The following is a 15,220-nucleotide window of genomic DNA, read 5'->3' as shown; positions in this document are numbered from 1 at the left end:
AAATGTGGGAGGGGGCTTGCTCCCGATAGCAGTGTGTCAGTCAATACATGCATGACTGATCCACCGCAATCGGGAGCAAGCCCCCTCCCACACTCTTGACCGCGTTCGGCTTCCAGGATCAGGTCGGCTATAAGGCCGTGCCCAAGAGCAAGAGCAGAATGAGCGCTATCTGATCCACGGAGCTCCAAATGTGGGAGGGGGCTTGCCCCCGATAGCAGTGTGTCAGTCAATACATGCATGACTTCACCACCGCAATCGGGAGCAAGCCCCCTCCCACACTCTTGACCGCGTTCGGCTTCCAGGATCAGGTCGGCTATAAGGCCGCGCCCAAGAGCAAGAGCAGAATGAGCTCTATCTGATCCACGGAGCTCCAAATGTGGGAGGGGGCTTGCTCCCGATAGCAGTGTGTCAGTCAATACATGCATGACTGATCCACCGCAATCGGGAGCAAGCCCCCTCCCACACTCTTGACCGCGTTCGGCTTCCAGGATCAGGTCGGCTATAAGGCCGTGCCCAAGAGCAAGAGCAGAATGAGCGCTATCTGATCCACGGAGCTCCAAATGTGGGAGGGGGCTTGCCCCCGATAGCAGTGTGTCAGTCAATACATGCATGACTGATCCACCGCAATCGGGAGCAAGCCCCCTCCCACACTCTTGACCGCGTTCGGCTTCCAGGATCAGGTCGGCTATAAGGCCGTGCCCAAGAGCAAGAGCAGAATGAGCGCTATCTGATCCACGGAGCTCCAAATGTGGGAGGGGGCTTGCCCCCGATAGCAGTGTGTCAGTCAATACATGCATGACTGATCCACCGCAATCGGGAGCAAGCCCCCTCCCACACTCTTGACCGCGTTCGGCTTCCAGGATCAGGTCGGCTATAAGGCCGCGCCCAAGAGCAAGAGCAGAATGAGCGCTATCTGATCCACGGAGATCCAAATGTGGGAGGGGGCTTGCCCCCGATAGCAGTGTGTCAGTCAATACATGCATGACTGATCCACCGCAATCGGGGGCAAGCCCCTCCCACATTTGATCTTCGGTGTTTGTTAGGAGGAGGCGGTCAGGCCAGTTCGGTGGCGGTGTTTTTGACTACCGCGAGCTCGGGGTGGGCCACCAATTTGTCGATGTGCAACTCGTCGTTGTTCAACCAGGTTTCCGTCAGCACCCGGTAATGCTCCATGTCCCGGCAACGCATGCGCAGGCTGTAGTCGAACGGCCCGCTGATCAACTGGCATTCGAACACCTGCGGGCAGGCTTTGACGCAGGCTTCGAAAGCCTTTTGCGCCGAGCGCCCGCTCTGGTTGGACAAGGCCACCAGCACCAGCAGCGACAGCCCCGGTGAGACCATCTGCACGTCGATGATCGCCCCGTACCCACGGATCACCCCGCGTCGTTCGAGCTTGCGCACCCGCTCCAGGCAGGGCCTGGGGGTCAGATGCACCAGCGACGAGAGCTTTTCGTAGGTGATACGCCCCTGATGCCGCAGCACGTCGATGATCGCCTCATCGATGCGATCCAGCGCAGTAGAGGAATGGGGTCCGTTGGCCTTGGTATCCATGGGTTTCACTTCAAGCGGTTGGAAAGAAATTGCTGCAAGCGTTCGCTGTTGGGATGGTCGAGGATCTCGGCGCCGCCTTGTTCTTCGACCCGGCCCTGATGCAGGAACAGCACTTGGCTGGACACCTGGCGGGCAAAGCCCATTTCGTGGGTGACCATCAACATGGTACGACCTTCCTCAGCCAACGTCTGTATGACTTTGAGGACTTCTCCTACAAGCTCAGGGTCCAAGGCGGAGGTCGGTTCGTCGAACAGAATGATTTCCGGTTCCATCGCCAGGGCTCGGGCGATGGCGACGCGCTGCTGTTGGCCGCCGGACAGAAACGCCGGGTATTGATCCGCCACACGGCCCGGCAAGCCCACCTTGTCCAGGTACATTCGCGCGCGCTTTTCCGCTTCGGCCGCGCTCACGCCCAACACCCGGCGCGGGGCCATGGTGATGTTTTCCAGCACGGTCATGTGGCTCCACAGGTTGAAATGCTGGAACACCATCGCCAGGCGCGTGCGCAGGTTTTGCAGTTGCGCCTGGTGCGGCGCGCGGGTGCCGGCACGGCCCTGGCGCATTTCGATGCTGATGCCGTCCAGGGTGATGACGCCGGCGTCCGGCTGTTCGAGAAAGTTGATGCAGCGCAGCATCGTGCTTTTGCCCGAGCCGCTGGCGCCGATCAGGCTGATCACGTCGCCATTGCGTGCGTTGAGGGACACGCCTTTGAGCACTTCGTGTTCGCCGTAGCGTTTGTGGATGCCTTCGACCTGGAGTTTGATCGCGGCGGTGTCGGTAGCGGTCTTGGCAGCGAGTGGTGCATCAACCGGATAAGTGGCCAGGGCCTGCGCGGACTGATTCATGGGTTAGCCTCGGGTAGGAACAAGAAAACGCATCCAGCGACGTTCGGCCAGTCGAAACAGGCCCACCAGTGCAAAGGACAGCAGCATGTAGAGCAGCGCGGCGATACCGAAGGCCTGGAACGTCAGGAACGTCTCGGCATTCGCATCGCGGGCCACTTTGAGGATGTCGGCGACGGTGGCGGTAAACGCCAGCGACGTGGCGTGCAGCATCAGGATCATTTCATTGCTGTAGGCCGGCAGCGCACGGCGCAGCGCGGCGGGCACCAGCACAAACAGGTTCAGCCGCCAGCCGTGCAGGCCATAGGCGCGTGCCGCTTCGATTTCGCCATGGGGAATGTTGCGGATCGCCCCGGCGAAGATTTCCACGGTGTAGGCGCAGGTGTTGAGCACGAACGCCAGCAGCGTGCAGTTCAGCGCGTTGCGAAAGAACTGGTTGAGCAGGGCGTTGTCCTGCACCACCTCCAGGCTGTACAGCCCGGTGTAGCAAACCAACAGTTGGATATACAGCGGCGTGCCGCGAAACAGGTAGGTGTACACCTCCACCGGCCAGCGCAGCCAAAAGTGCTGCGAGACGCGCGCAAGCGCCAAGGGGATCGACAAGAAAAACCCGAACAGTACCGAGATGATGAACAACCACAGGGTCATCGCCACCCCGGACAAGCCCGCGCCATCGCTGAACAGGTAGGCCAGGCCGTATTGCTGGAACAGTTCGATCATCGCGCCATCCCCTTGATGCCCAGGTTGTAGCGCCGTTCGAGGCGCTTGAAGATGCGGTTGGAGAGGGTGGTGATCACCAGGTACACCAGGCCCGCGAGGATCAGGAAGTACAAGGGTTCGTTGGTGGTCTTGCCGGCGTTTTGCGCGGCTTTGACCAGGTCCGACAGGCCGATGATCGACACCAGCGCCGTGGACTTGAGCAACACCAGCCAGTTATTGCCCAGCCCCGGCAGGGCGAAGCGCATCAACTGCGGGAACAGCACCAGGCGAAAACGCTGCCAGCGGCTCAGGCCATAGGCGGTCGCGGCTTCCAGTTGGCCGACCGGCACGCTGAGGATCGCGCCACGAAAGTTTTCGGTGAAATAGGCGCCGTAGATAAACCCCAGGGTGATCACCCCGGCGGTAAACGGGTCGATTTCAACGTAGTTCCAGCCGAAGGTTTCGGTCAGGTCGTTCAGCCACAGTTGCAGGCTGTAGAAAATCAGCAGGATCAGCACCAGGTCCGGCACGCTGCGAATCAGCGTGGTGTAGAGCGTGGCCGGCAGCCGCAGCCATTTGGCGCTGGAGAGCTTGGCGCCGGCGGCGATCAGGCCCAGGCCAAGGCTCAGGCCCAGCGCCAGGAACGCCAGCTTGACGGTCATCCAGGCGCCCTGGGCGAGCATCGGGCCGTAGCCCTGCAGGTTGAGGAATTCGTTCATGGGGGAGATCTCTAAAGGGCGCAGACATACCCCTGGGGGAGCGGGCTTTGGTGGGAGGGGGCTTGCCCCCGATGAGGGTGTTCCAGTCGACACATGTACTGACTGAGCCGCCGCTATCGGGGGCAAGCCCCCTCCCACACAAGCCTTTTCACAAAAGGGGCGGTGTTGGCTTACTCGTTGTAGATGTCTTGATCGCCGAAGTATTTCTTCTGGATCTGGGCGTAGGTGCCATCGGCCTGTACGGCAGCGATGCCCTTGTTGATCAGCGCGCGCAGTTCCTGGTCGTTCTTGCGCAGGCCCATGGCGATGTCCAGGGGCAGCGTCGGGTCCTTGAAGGCCGGGCCGGTTTTGAAGTCGGCGCCTTCAGGCTTGGACAGGAAGTTGAGCTGGGCTTCGAGTTTGTCGGTCAGGGTGGCGTCGAGGCGGCCGTTTTGCAGGTCGGCGTAGTTCTGCTCCTGGGACTGGTAGGCCTTGATCTGGGCGCCCAGCTTGGCCAGGTGCGCACGCGCATAGGCTTCCTGCAACGAGCCTTGCAGCACGCCGACTTGCTTGCCTTTCAGGGAGTCTGGGGTTTCGCCGAAGTCGGCGCTTTTACGGGTGATGACCGAGGTGGGGCTGAGGAACAATCGGTCGCTGAAGTCGATGACTTTCTCGCGAGCCGGGGTGATGGCCATGGACGACATGATCGCGTCGAACTTGCGCGCACGCAGGGCGGGGATCATGCCGTCGAATTCGTTATGCACCCAGGTGCATTTGACTTCGAGTTTGGCGCAGATCGCGTTGCCCAACTCGATATCGAAGCCTTGCAGGCTGCCATCGGCGGCCACGGATTCGAAGGGTGGGTACTCGGGGAATACGCCGAAGCGGATTTCTTTCCAGTCTTGGGCGTGTGCAGCGGTGGCGCACAGCGGCAACAGCAACGCAGCGAATAGTGAGCGGAGTGGCGTCATGTTGAGTCCCTATATTTTGTAATTGATGTCAGGGCAGTCAAAGGGGTGCAGCGTGCATTCATTTACTGACTCTTCGGTCGCGCTCAGAATGCTTCAAGATGGTGCGTTTTTTGTGTCGTTTACCCCGTGCTCAAAGCGCGAATTGCGCTGTTAAAACAAGCAATGCAGCGGAATCGGCTGTCGCACCCGCTGAATCGGCTTTTCACCCTTGAAATCCTGGCCTGCCCTTGGCGCAAAGCGGCAGGCCAGAGCGGTTTCAGGCGCGCTTTTTGTGCTGTGCGCGTGGCGCTTGGGCCAGGCGCGCGAACAGGTCTTTCGGGTTGGCCAGGTCGGGTACCAGTTCCAGTTCGCTGCCGATGTCCAGCGCCTTGGCCGCGTCCAGCACGTAGCGCAGGGCCGAGTAGTCTTCGATGGCAAAACCCACGGAGTCGAACAGGGTGACCTGGCGCGCATTCTCGCGGCCGGGCGCCTGGCCGTTGATCACTTGCCACAGTTCGGTGACCGGCGAATCGGCCGGCATGTGCTGGATTTCGCCTTCGATGCGGCTTTGCGGTTCGTATTCGACGATCACCCGGGCGCGCTCGACGATGCGTCGGTCCAGTTCGGTCTTGCCCGGGCAATCGCCGCCGACAGCGTTGAGGTGCATGCCGGGTTCGATCATCTCGTCAGTGAGGATGGTCGCGTAGGCCTTGTCGGCGGTGACGGTGGTGACAATGTCCGCGCCTTTCACCGCGTCGGCCACGCTGGCGGCCAGGATGACTTTGATTGCCGGGAACGCCTTGAGGTTGGCCGCCAGCTTGGCGGTGGCCTTGGCGTCGATGTCGAACAGGCGGATTTCATTGATGCCCAGCAAGGTGTGGAAGGCCAGCGCCTGGAATTCGCTTTGCGAGCCGTTGCCGATCAGCGCCATGCTGCGGCTGTTGTCCCGGGCCAGGTAGCGTGCGACCAGGGCCGAGGTGGCGGCGGTGCGAATCGCGGTGGTCAGGGTCATTTCCGCCAGCAGCACCGGTTTACCGGTATCCACATCGCCCAAGGCACCGAAGGCCATCACGGTGAGCATGCCGGCCTGGGTGTTTTTCGGGTGGCCGTTGACGTATTTGAACGCGTACAGCGACGCGTCGGACACCGGCATCAGTTCGATCACGCCCTCCGGCGAGTGGTTGGCCAGGCGTGCGCATTTCTCGAAATCCTGCCAGCGCAGGTAGTCGGCGCGGATGTAGTCGGCCATCTCGGTGATGCAGGTTTGCAGGCCTTTTTGCGAGACCAGGTAGCTGAGGTCGTTGACGTCGATATAGCGGGTCATGGAGTGGCTCCTGTATTTATTGGAAGGTGGCGCGGGCGGGCAGATGCACTTCCGCGAGCATGCAGCGGGCACTGCCGCCGCCGATGCGTTCGATGTGGTCGATGTTCACCACCACCGGCCGCGTGTGGCGTTCCACATGCTGGCGCTGGGCAGGTTGCAGTGCGTTCCAGGCGCTGGCGGACATCACCAGCAGCGGTTGGCCATCGCCGTCGTGGACTTCGAGCATGTTGCCGGCGAAGGCTTCCAACTGGTCGAAGTCGAGGGCGAGGATGTCCTTGCCAGTGTCGCGCAGGGAGCGTTCCAGGGCCTGGCGCTCGTTGGCGTCCGGCAAGGCTTGCAGGCATACCACCGAGAGGTTGCGGCCGACGCTCATCATCACGTTGCTGTGGTAGATCGGCGCGTGGTGGCGGTCGACGGCGTGGAACACGCAGAGTTGGTAGTCGAGGCGTTCGGCGAACTGGCGCAGGGCGTCGTGGTGCGTGCGCCCGGAGTGGCAGGCGTAGCTGATGCGGTGTTGGCGGTCGAGCACCATGCTGCCGGTGCCTTCGAGGAAGATGTTCTGGTGTTCGAGATGGCTGAGGTCAATGGTGTCTTTGATCGCAAAGCGTTGTTCGAGAACTTGCAGCACGCCCTTGTTGCGCTCCAGCCGGCGGTTCTGGCCTTCCATCGGGTACAGCACCAGGCTGCCGTCTGCATGGCTGCTCCACCAGTTGTTGGGGAAAATCGAGTCGGGGGTATGCGGCGCCGGGGTGTCCTGCACGACCAGGACGTCGACGCCATGCCGGCGCAGGGTGTCGACATAGCCGTCGAACTCTTCCAGCGCTTTTTGCTGTGCGCTGAGCGGATCGAGGGGCTGGCGTTGGAAACGGTTGTTGATCGCGGTGTCCGGGTTGAAAGCAAAGCGCGCCGGGCGAATCATCAAGACGGTGTTGGTGGTTTGCATGGGGGCACGAATCCATGGGTTGAGCAGTGGGGCTATTTTGTGCGTTGTGGCGGCGGAATCTCGGCTGAAACCCAGGGGGTGCTCAGCCGGGAAAGCTGAAAAGTTGGGTGGGGCAGCCGAATCGGCTGTGCTGACTGACGGACCGCTATCGCAGGCAAGCCAGCTCCCACATTAGTATGGGGATGGTTGTGGTATCCGAGTCAGGAAGGAGAGTGCATGTCTATCGCCGTTCGTATTGCCCAGGCCGCCGATGCAGACGGGATCAGCCAGGTCATCCTCGCCGCCTTGCACAGCAGCAATGCGCGGGACTACCCGGCCGATGTGATCGTCCGGGTTGCGGGCAACTTTTCGCCCGCTGCGGTGCTGGAACTGCTTAGGCGCCGGGTGGTGCTGGTGGCGGTTCAGGATCAGGTGATCGTTGCCACCGCGGCCCTTGACGGCAATGCAGTGCGCTCGGTGTTCGTCAACCCGGCGCTGCAAGGGCAGGGCATTGGTCGGCTGCTGATGATTGAAATCGAATTGCGCGCCCGCGAGGCCGGGGTGACGGTGTTGAGTGTGCCGTCCTCGCTGACGGCCGAGCCGTTCTACACCAAGCTGGGTTTTCACACCGTGCGTGATATTTACCATGGCAACGAACGCACGTTGGTGATGGAGAAGGCGCTGTCGTCGCGCCACCCCATCGGCGCCTATCGCGACCGTCTGCACCGGGCGCAGGTGGTTGCGTTGTGGCAGGAGGCTTTTGGTTACGACACCGCCCATAACCTGCCGACCCTGGCGATTGATAAGAAGCTGGCGGTCAATGACGGGCTGTTCTTCGTGGCGACGGATAAGAACGTTGTGATCGGCACGATTCTGGCGGGGTACGACGGGCATCGTGGTTGGTTGTATTCGGTGGCGGTGCGCGCTGACTATCGTCGGCAAGGGCTGGGTGCGTCGCTGGTGCGGCACGCGGAGCAGGCCTTGAGTGCCTTGGGGTGTATGAAGATCAACCTGCAGATCACCGGCGGTAATGACACGGTGGTGGGGTTCTACGAGGCGTTGGGGTATGGGGTGGAGCCGAGGATCAGTATGGGGAAGAAGATGGTGGAAAATATCCCGACTCAATCCTGAGAATGATCGCAGATCAAATGTGGGAGGGGGCTTGCCCCCGATAGCGGAGTGTCAGTCACCGGCAATATTGACTGAGCCACCGCTATCGGGGGCAAGCCCCCTCCTACAGGGGTTTGCAGTGTGTTTGGGTTAGACCTTGACGATCCAGCCTTCTGGCGCTTCGACGTCGCCGGATTGCACGCCGGTCAGCTCTTTGTAGAGCTTCTGGGTGATCGGGCCGACGTCGGTCTCGCTGTAGAACACGTGCAGTTTGCCGTTGTACTCGATGCCGCCGATCGGCGAGATCACGGCGGCAGTCCCGCAGGCGCCGGCTTCCTGGAAGATATCCAGTTGGTCGATGAACACTTCGCCCTCGACCACTTCCAGGCCCAGGCGGGTCTTGGCCAGTTCGATCAGCGACAGGCGGGTGATGCCTGGCAGCACCGAAGGCGACTTCGGTGTGATGAACTTGTTGTCACGGGTGATCCCGAAGAAGTTGGCCGAACCGACTTCCTCGATCTTCGAGTGCGTGGCCGGGTCCAGGTAGATGCTGTCGGCGAAGCCGGCTTTTTTCGCTTCCGAACCTGGCAGCAGGCTGGCGGCATAGTTGCCACCAACCTTGGCGGCGCCGGTGCCGTGTGGTGCGGCGCGGTCGTAGCCGGAGATCTGGAAGTTGTGCGGCACCAGGCCGCCCTTGAAATAGGCGCCGACTGGGATCGCGAACACCGAGAAGATGAACTCCGGCGCGGTGCGCACGCCGATGTTGTCACCGGTGCCGATCACGAACGGGCGCAGGTACAGCGCGCCGCCGCTGCCATACGGCGGGATGAACCGCTCGTTGGCGCGAACCACTTGCTTGCAGGCGTCGATGAAGGCTTCGGTCGGCACTTGCGGCATCAGCAGGCGGCCACAGCTGCGCTGCATGCGTGCGGCGTTCTGGTCCGGGCGGAACAGGTTGATCGAGCCGTCCTTGCAGCGGTAGGCCTTGAGGCCTTCAAAGCATTGCTGACCGTAGTGCAGGGCGGTGGAGCCCTCGCTGATGTGCAGCACGTTGTCTTCGGTCAGGGTGCCCGCTTGCCACTCGCCGTTTTTCCAGGTCTGGATAAACCGCTTGTCGGTCTTGATGTAGTCAAAACCCAGCTTGTCCCAATTGATGCTTTCGTTACCCATGACACCCTCTATCTCTGGTCAAGTCGGTTTTTTTCTGAATGGGCGCAACAATACTGCATTCTTGCTTCATGTGGGAGCGGGCTTTTGTGGGAGGGGGCTTGCTCCCGATGACGGTGGGTCAGTCGATACCTCCAGTGACTGACACTCCGCTATCGGGAGCAAGCCCCCTCCCACAAATGCCCGCTCCCACGGGGTGGGGGGCGTTTTTACAGGTGGAGGGGATGGCCCAGGGCTCGTAGGGCGGCTTCCTGGACGGCTTCGCCGAGTGTCGGGTGGGCGTGGATGGTGCCCGCCACGTCTTCGAGGCGCGCGCCCATTTCCAGGCTCAGCCCAAAGGCGGTGGACAGCTCGGACACGCCGACGCCCACCGCCTGCCAGCCGACAATCAGATGATTGTCACGCCGCGCCACCACCCGCACGAAGCCGGTTTTCGACTCCAGGGTCATGGCCCGGCCATTGGCCGCGAACGGGAAGCTCGACACGATGCAGTCCAGGCCCGCCGCCTTGGCCTCGTCGGGCGTCTTGCCGACCACCACCAACTCCGGGTCGGTAAAGCACACGGCCGGGATCGCTGCCGGGTTGAATTCGCGGTGTTGACCGCTGATCAGTTCGGCGACCATTTCGCCCTGGGCCATGGCCCGGTGGGCGAGCATCGGCTCGCCGCTCAGGTCGCCGATGGCCCACACATTGCGCATGCTGGTCTGGCAGCGGTGGTCGATCTTGACCGCCGCGCCGTGCATGTCCAGGTTCAGCGCTTCGAGGTTCCAGCCCTGGGTGTTGGGGGTGCGACCCACGGCGACCAGCACCTGATCGGTGTCCAGCGACACGGTGTCGCCCTTCGGGTCGCGCACTTGCAGGCGGTTGTGCTCAAAGCCGGTGACGCTGTGCTTGAGGTACAGCTTCACGCCCAATTGCTTGAGGGAATCAGCCACCGGCTGGGTCAGTTCGGCGTCATAGGCGGGCAGGATGCGTTCCTGCGCCTCGACCACGCTGACCTCGGCACCGAGCTTGCGGTAGGCAATCCCCAGTTCCAGGCCGATATAACCGCCACCCACCACAATCAGGTGCTTGGGCACGCGGGTTGGCGCCAGGGCTTCGGTGGACGAAATGATCGGCCCGCCAATCGGCAGCATCGGCAGGTTGACGCTTTTCGAACCGGTGGCCAGCAGCAGGTGTTCGCACTGGATGCGCTGGTCGCCGACGTCGACGGTCTTGCCGTCCACCACCTTGGCCCACCCGTGGATGACCTGCACCTTGTGTTTCTTCAGCAGCGCGGCAACCCCGGTAGTCAGGCGATCGACGATGCCGTCTTTCCATTCCACGCTTTTGCGGATGTCCAGGGTCGGTACATCGACTTCGATCCCCAGGGGCGAACCCTGGCTGTGGTGGACGCTTTGCTGGAACTGTTCGGCCACATGGATCAAGGCCTTGGACGGGATGCAGCCGATATTCAGGCAGGTGCCGCCCAGTGCCTGGCCTTCCACCAGAACGGTCGGAATACCCAGTTGACCGGCGCGGATCGCGGCCACATAACCGCCAGGGCCGCCGCCGATAATCAGCAGGGTGGTGTGCAATGTCTGAGTCATGCCCTTACTCCAGGAACAGGCTGGCGGGTTGTTCGAGCAGGCCGCGAATGGCCTGGATGAATTGCGCCGCGTCCATGCCGTCGACCACGCGGTGATCGAACGAGCTGGAGAGGTTCATCATCTTGCGGATCACGATCTGGCCCTTGATCACCATCGGCCGCTCGACGATGCGGTTGACGCCGACGATGGCCACTTCCGGCAGGTTCAGCACCGGCGTGCTGACGATGCCGCCCAAGGCGCCAAGGCTGGTCAGGGTAATGGTCGACCCCGACAGCTCGTCGCGGCTGGCCTTGCCGTTGCGCGCGGCGGTGGCCAGGCGGGCGATTTCCTCGGCATTGCCCCACAGGCTGCGTGCTTCGGCGTGACGTACCACCGGCACCATCAGGCCCACATCGCTCTGGGTGGCGACGCCCACATGCACCGCACCGAGGCGGGTGATGACCTGGGCTTCGTCGTCGTAACGCGCGTTGATCTGCGGGAAGTCGCGCAACGCCACGACCATGGCGCGCACGATGAACGGCAGCAGCGTCAGCTTGCCGCGTGTCGCACCGTGTTTTTCATTGAGGTGGACACGCAGCTCGTCGAGGGCGGTGACGTCGATCTCTTCCACATAGCTGAAATGCGCGGCGCGCCGGGTGGCGTCCTGCATGCGCTGGGCGATCTTGCGGCGCATGCCGATCACCGGGATCTGTTCTTCGTCGTTGCGTTCGGCGTAGGGGTTGGCTGCCTTAGTATTTTGCGCCGGACGCTGGAGCAAGTAAGCGTCCAAATCTTCGTGCAGAATCCGGCCCGCCGGACCGGAGCCCTGCACCAGGCGCAGTTGTATGCCCGCATCCAGCGCATGCTGGCGCACGGCGGGCGAGGCTAGCGGGCGTTCGTTGGCATCGCGGGCCACGGGAGCCTGGGGCGCGACGGACGGTTTGCGCGCCGGCTGGCTTTCCGGCACCGGAGCCGGCTGGCTGGCAGGCATCGGCGCAGGCGCCGCCTTGGCCGGTTCAGCCGCCACCGGCACGTCCCTGGTATTGCCCGCGCCTTCGACTTCGATGCTGATCAGCACACTGCCGACGGCCATGACTTCACCTGGCTCGCCGCCGAGGGCAATCACCTTGCCGTGGACTGGCGAGGGAATATCCACCATCGCCTTGTCGGTCATCACATCCGCCAGCACCTGGTCTTCGACGACCATGTCGCCAACCTTCACATGCCAGACCGACAGTTCAACTTCTGCGATGCCTTCGCCAATGTCCGGCATCTTGATAACGTGCGTGCCCATTCAGACCTCCATGACCCGTTTCAACGCCGCGCCCACTCGGGACGGCCCTGGGAAATACGCCCACTCTTGCGCGTGCGGGTAGGGGGTGTCCCAACCGGTGACGCGTTCGATCGGCGCTTCCAGGTGGTGGAAGCAATGTTCCTGCACCAGCGCCACCAGTTCGGCGCCAAAGCCGCAGGTGCGGGTGGCTTCATGCACCACCACGCAACGGCCGGTCTTTTTCACCGACTTGACGATGGTTTCCAGGTCCAGCGGCCACAGGCTGCGCAGGTCGATGACCTCGGCGTCGATGCCGGTTTCTTCGGCGGCGACTTGCGACACGTACACGGTGGTGCCGTAGGTCAGCACGGTGACGGCCGAACCCGGACGCACGATCGCGGCCACATCCAGCGGCACGGTGTAGTAACCGTCCGGCACTTGGGCCTGCGGGTGTTTCGACCATGGCGTTACGGGGCGGTCGTGGTGACCGTCGAACGGACCGTTGTACAGGCGCTTGGGCTCAAGGAAGATCACCGGGTCATCGTTTTCGATGGAGGCGATCAACAGGCCCTTGGCGTCATAGGGGTTGGACGGCATCACCGTGCGCAGGCCGCAGACCTGGGTGAACACCGCTTCGATACTCTGGCTGTGGGTCTGGCCGCCGTAGATGCCGCCGCCGCAGGGCATGCGCAGGGTCAACGGCGCGGTGAACTGGCCGGCCGAGCGATACCGCAGGCGGGCCGCTTCGGAGATGATCTGGTCGCTGGCCGGGTAGACGTAGTCGGCGAACTGGATTTCCGCCACCGGGCGCAGGCCGTAGGCGCCCATGCCCACCGCCACGCCGACGATGCCGCTTTCGGAGATCGGCGCATCAAACACCCGCGAGCTGCCGTACTTGTTCTGCAAGCCTTCGGTGCAACGGAATACGCCGCCGAAATAGCCGACGTCCTGGCCGAACACCACCACGTTGTCGTCACGCTCAAGCATCACGTCCATGGCCGAGCGCAGGGCCTGGATCATGGTCATGGTGGTGGTGGTCATGGCGGTTTCCAATTCGATGCTGTTGTTGTGATCGTTCATGTCAGACCCCCGACTCTTGACGCTGGCGCTTCAAGTGCTCCGGCATCTCTTTGTAAACGTCTTCGAACATGGTCGCGGCGCTTGGAATCTGGCCGCCGGCGAGGGTGCCGTACTGTTCGGCTTCTTTCTGCGCCTTGACCACTTCAGCTTCCAGTTCGGCACTGACCGCCGCGTGTTCCTCTTCGGACCACTGGCCAGTCTTGATCAGGTGCTGCTTGAGGCGCGCAATCGGGTCGCCCAACGGGAAGTGGCTCCAGTCATCGGCGGGACGGTATTTGGAGGGATCATCCGAAGTGGAGTGCGGCCCGGCGCGGTAGGTGACCCATTCGATCAGGGTCGGGCCGAGGTTGCGCCGCGCGCGTTCGGCGGCCCAGGCGGAAGCGGCGTACACCGCGATGAAGTCGTTGCCGTCCACGCGCAGCGAGGCGATGCCGCAACCGACGCCGCGTCCGGCGAAGGTGGTGGCTTCACCGCCGGCGATGGCCTGGAAGGTCGAGATTGCCCACTGGTTGTTGACCACGTTGAGAATCACCGGCGCGCGATAAACGTGGGCGAAGGTGAGGGCGGTGTGGAAGTCCGATTCGGCAGTGGCGCCGTCGCCGATCCAGGCCGAGGCGATCTTGGTATCGCCCTTGATTGCCGAGGCCATGCCCCAGCCCACACCTTGTACGAATTGGGTAGCAAGGTTGCCGGAAATGGTGAAGAAACCGGCGTCTTTCACCGAATACATGATCGGCAACTGCCGGCCCTTGAGTGGATCGCGTTCGTTGGACAGCAGTTGGCAGATCAGGTCCACCAGCGGCACGTCGCGTGCCATCAGGATGCTTTGCTGGCGGTAGGTGGGGAAGCACATGTCGTCGATGTTCAAGGCCAGGGCCTGGGCGCTGCCGATGGCTTCTTCGCCGAGGCTCTGCATATAGAACGACATTTTTTTCTGACGTTGGGCGACCACCATGCGGTTATCGAAGATCCGCGTCTTGAGCATGGCACGCATGCCGCGACGCAGGATCTCGACAGGCACGCCTTCAGCCCACGGACCGAGGGCCTGGCCCTGGTCGTCGAGCACGCGAATCAGGCCCTTGGCCAGGTCGGCGGTGTCGGCGGGTTCTACGTTGATAGGGGGTTTGCGCACCAGGCCCGCGTCCGTCAGACGCAGGTAGGTAAAGTCGGTCTTGCAGCCTGGGCGGCCCGAGGGTTCGGGAACATGCAGGCAAAGGGGGGCATACGGCTGGTTCATGGCTTTCTACGCTCGATCTTGTGAATTTCTTGTAGTGGGCGCGCTAGCTGACGGTCTTCCTCCGGGTAGGAGAAATCTTGTCCTACAACAATCATAGGCGGGGCGTAGAAGAATATTTATCTGTGTTTCATTGCGCTTGGGCTCATTTGCGGATAAAAAAACTGCATAAACACAATAAACAGGTGATTTTGTCTCATGCGCAAACTGGACCGTACCGATATCGGCATTCTCAATGCCCTGCAGGAGAATGCGCGCATCACCAACGCCGACCTCGCCCGTTCGGTCAACCTGTCGCCCACACCGTGCTTCAACCGGGTCAAGGCGATGGAGGAACTGGGCCTGATTCGTGACCAGGTGACCCTGCTGGATGCCGACCTGCTGGGGCTGCACGTCAACGTGTTTATCCACGTCAGCCTGGAAAAGCAGAACGAACTGGCCTTGCAGCAATTCGAAGGGGCGATTTCCGACCGGCCCGAGGTGATGGAGTGCTACTTGATGGCCGGCGACCCGGACTACCTGATCCGCGTGCTGGTGCCGACGATCCAGTCGCTGGAACGTTTCATGATGGACTTTCTAACCAAAGTGCCAGGCGTTGCCAATATCCGCTCCAGCTTCGCTCTTAAACAAGTGCGCTATAAGACCGCGTTGCCGCTGCCGCCGGATGGATTGATGGTTTGATCTCGGCTTGGGATAACCCAAGTTATTTTGATAGTTAGCTAGATAACTACCGGCGCTGTTTTTATTTCTTTCTCTAAATAAAAATTTACTTAATCAGTCACGTATTTTTCACATCTAACTC

Annotated in this window: 14 protein-coding genes; 2 read left to right on the top strand and 12 right to left on the bottom strand. The window is 61.9% G+C overall.

Annotated features, from left to right (window positions below):
• Positions 1-1,053 precede the first annotated feature (1,053 nt).
• The 7 genes from ACS5Q8_RS18805 to ctlX form a co-directional block, all read right to left on the bottom strand.
• Positions 1,054-1,551, bottom strand: coding sequence for an Lrp/AsnC family transcriptional regulator (locus tag ACS5Q8_RS18805; protein ID WP_276193715.1), 498 nt, complete (start codon positions 1,549-1,551; stop codon positions 1,054-1,056).
• A gap of 5 nt (positions 1,552-1,556) precedes the next feature.
• Positions 1,557-2,396 carry an ABC transporter ATP-binding protein gene (locus ACS5Q8_RS18800; RefSeq protein ID WP_426103076.1) on the bottom strand — a complete coding sequence of 280 codons (840 nt, stop codon included), beginning with the start codon at positions 2,394-2,396 and terminating at the stop codon, positions 1,557-1,559.
• A 3-nt stretch (positions 2,397-2,399) separates the two neighbouring features.
• On the bottom strand, positions 2,400-3,113 hold the full coding sequence (locus tag ACS5Q8_RS18795; protein ID WP_426103074.1) for an ABC transporter permease: 714 nt from the start codon (positions 3,111-3,113) through the stop codon (positions 2,400-2,402).
• Positions 3,110-3,811, bottom strand: a complete 702-nt coding sequence (locus ACS5Q8_RS18790; protein ID WP_276193712.1) for an ABC transporter permease — start codon at positions 3,809-3,811, stop codon at positions 3,110-3,112. Before ACS5Q8_RS18790 ends, ACS5Q8_RS18795 begins: the two co-directional genes overlap by 4 nt.
• A gap of 170 nt (positions 3,812-3,981) precedes the next feature.
• On the bottom strand, positions 3,982-4,761 hold the full coding sequence (locus ACS5Q8_RS18785; protein ID WP_247401944.1) for an ABC transporter substrate-binding protein: 780 nt from the start codon (positions 4,759-4,761) through the stop codon (positions 3,982-3,984).
• A 256-nt stretch (positions 4,762-5,017) separates the two neighbouring features.
• Positions 5,018-6,064 carry an ornithine cyclodeaminase gene (gene ocd / locus ACS5Q8_RS18780; RefSeq protein WP_443695972.1) on the bottom strand — a complete coding sequence of 349 codons (1,047 nt, stop codon included), beginning with the start codon at positions 6,062-6,064 and terminating at the stop codon, positions 5,018-5,020.
• A gap of 16 nt (positions 6,065-6,080) precedes the next feature.
• Complete coding sequence (ctlX, locus tag ACS5Q8_RS18775) at positions 6,081-7,007, bottom strand: citrulline utilization hydrolase CtlX (RefSeq protein WP_276193710.1); 927 nt, start codon at positions 7,005-7,007, stop codon at positions 6,081-6,083.
• Positions 7,008-7,223: 216 nt separating this feature from the next.
• Here ctlX and ACS5Q8_RS18770 point away from each other — a divergent pair, with 216 nt between their 5' ends.
• The gene (locus tag ACS5Q8_RS18770; RefSeq protein ID WP_465159317.1) at positions 7,224-8,117 is read left to right on the top strand and encodes a GNAT family acetyltransferase; all 894 of its coding nucleotides are present in this window, start codon (positions 7,224-7,226) and stop codon (positions 8,115-8,117) included.
• A gap of 129 nt (positions 8,118-8,246) precedes the next feature.
• Here the strand turns inward: ACS5Q8_RS18770 and ACS5Q8_RS18765 are convergent, their stop codons facing one another.
• The 5 genes from ACS5Q8_RS18765 to ACS5Q8_RS18745 form a co-directional block, all read right to left on the bottom strand.
• Complete coding sequence (locus tag ACS5Q8_RS18765; protein WP_247401936.1) at positions 8,247-9,266, bottom strand: branched-chain amino acid aminotransferase; 1,020 nt, start codon at positions 9,264-9,266, stop codon at positions 8,247-8,249.
• 206 nt (positions 9,267-9,472) lie between these two features.
• Positions 9,473-10,852, bottom strand: a complete 1,380-nt coding sequence (gene lpdA, locus ACS5Q8_RS18760; protein ID WP_276193708.1) for a dihydrolipoyl dehydrogenase — start codon at positions 10,850-10,852, stop codon at positions 9,473-9,475.
• Positions 10,853-10,856: 4 nt separating this feature from the next.
• Positions 10,857-12,125 carry a dihydrolipoamide acetyltransferase family protein gene (locus tag ACS5Q8_RS18755; RefSeq protein ID WP_443695967.1) on the bottom strand — a complete coding sequence of 423 codons (1,269 nt, stop codon included), beginning with the start codon at positions 12,123-12,125 and terminating at the stop codon, positions 10,857-10,859.
• Complete coding sequence (locus tag ACS5Q8_RS18750) at positions 12,126-13,184, bottom strand: alpha-ketoacid dehydrogenase subunit beta (protein ID WP_276193706.1); 1,059 nt, start codon at positions 13,182-13,184, stop codon at positions 12,126-12,128.
• 1 nt (position 13,185) lies between these two features.
• Positions 13,186-14,421, bottom strand: coding sequence for a thiamine pyrophosphate-dependent enzyme (locus ACS5Q8_RS18745; RefSeq protein ID WP_465159316.1), 1,236 nt, complete (start codon positions 14,419-14,421; stop codon positions 13,186-13,188).
• Between the two features lie 195 nt (positions 14,422-14,616).
• Here ACS5Q8_RS18745 and ACS5Q8_RS18740 point away from each other — a divergent pair, with 195 nt between their 5' ends.
• Complete coding sequence (locus tag ACS5Q8_RS18740; RefSeq protein WP_017847498.1) at positions 14,617-15,099, top strand: Lrp/AsnC family transcriptional regulator; 483 nt, start codon at positions 14,617-14,619, stop codon at positions 15,097-15,099.
• Positions 15,100-15,220: the final 121 nt, after the last annotated feature.

The sequence above is a fragment of the Pseudomonas sp. PAMC25584 genome, assembly GCF_058135675.1.
This window is presented reverse-complemented; position numbering and strand designations above follow the sequence as displayed.

Bases quoted from the DNA above. Each gene is read 5' to 3' on its own strand.
- ACS5Q8_RS18755 (WP_443695967.1), bottom strand. From the start codon at position 12,125: ATGGGCACGCACGTTATCAAGATGCCGGACATTGGCGAAGGCATCGCA.
- ACS5Q8_RS18795 (WP_426103074.1), bottom strand. From the start codon at position 3,113: ATGATCGAACTGTTCCAGCAATACGGCCTGGCCTACCTGTTCAGCGAT.
- ocd (WP_443695972.1), bottom strand. From the start codon at position 6,064: ATGACCCGCTATATCGACGTCAACGACCTCAGCTACCTGGTCTCGCAA.
- ACS5Q8_RS18750 (WP_276193706.1), bottom strand. From the start codon at position 13,184: ATGAACGATCACAACAACAGCATCGAATTGGAAACCGCCATGACCACC.
- ACS5Q8_RS18805 (WP_276193715.1), bottom strand. From the start codon at position 1,551: ATGGATACCAAGGCCAACGGACCCCATTCCTCTACTGCGCTGGATCGC.
- ACS5Q8_RS18770 (WP_465159317.1), top strand. From the start codon at position 7,224: ATGTCTATCGCCGTTCGTATTGCCCAGGCCGCCGATGCAGACGGGATC.
- ACS5Q8_RS18765 (WP_247401936.1), bottom strand. From the start codon at position 9,266: ATGGGTAACGAAAGCATCAATTGGGACAAGCTGGGTTTTGACTACATC.
- lpdA (WP_276193708.1), bottom strand. From the start codon at position 10,852: ATGACTCAGACATTGCACACCACCCTGCTGATTATCGGCGGCGGCCCT.
- ACS5Q8_RS18785 (WP_247401944.1), bottom strand. From the start codon at position 4,761: ATGACGCCACTCCGCTCACTATTCGCTGCGTTGCTGTTGCCGCTGTGC.
- ACS5Q8_RS18745 (WP_465159316.1), bottom strand. From the start codon at position 14,421: ATGAACCAGCCGTATGCCCCCCTTTGCCTGCATGTTCCCGAACCCTCG.
- ACS5Q8_RS18740 (WP_017847498.1), top strand. From the start codon at position 14,617: ATGCGCAAACTGGACCGTACCGATATCGGCATTCTCAATGCCCTGCAG.
- ACS5Q8_RS18800 (WP_426103076.1), bottom strand. From the start codon at position 2,396: ATGAATCAGTCCGCGCAGGCCCTGGCCACTTATCCGGTTGATGCACCA.
- ACS5Q8_RS18790 (WP_276193712.1), bottom strand. From the start codon at position 3,811: ATGAACGAATTCCTCAACCTGCAGGGCTACGGCCCGATGCTCGCCCAG.
- ctlX (WP_276193710.1), bottom strand. From the start codon at position 7,007: ATGCAAACCACCAACACCGTCTTGATGATTCGCCCGGCGCGCTTTGCT.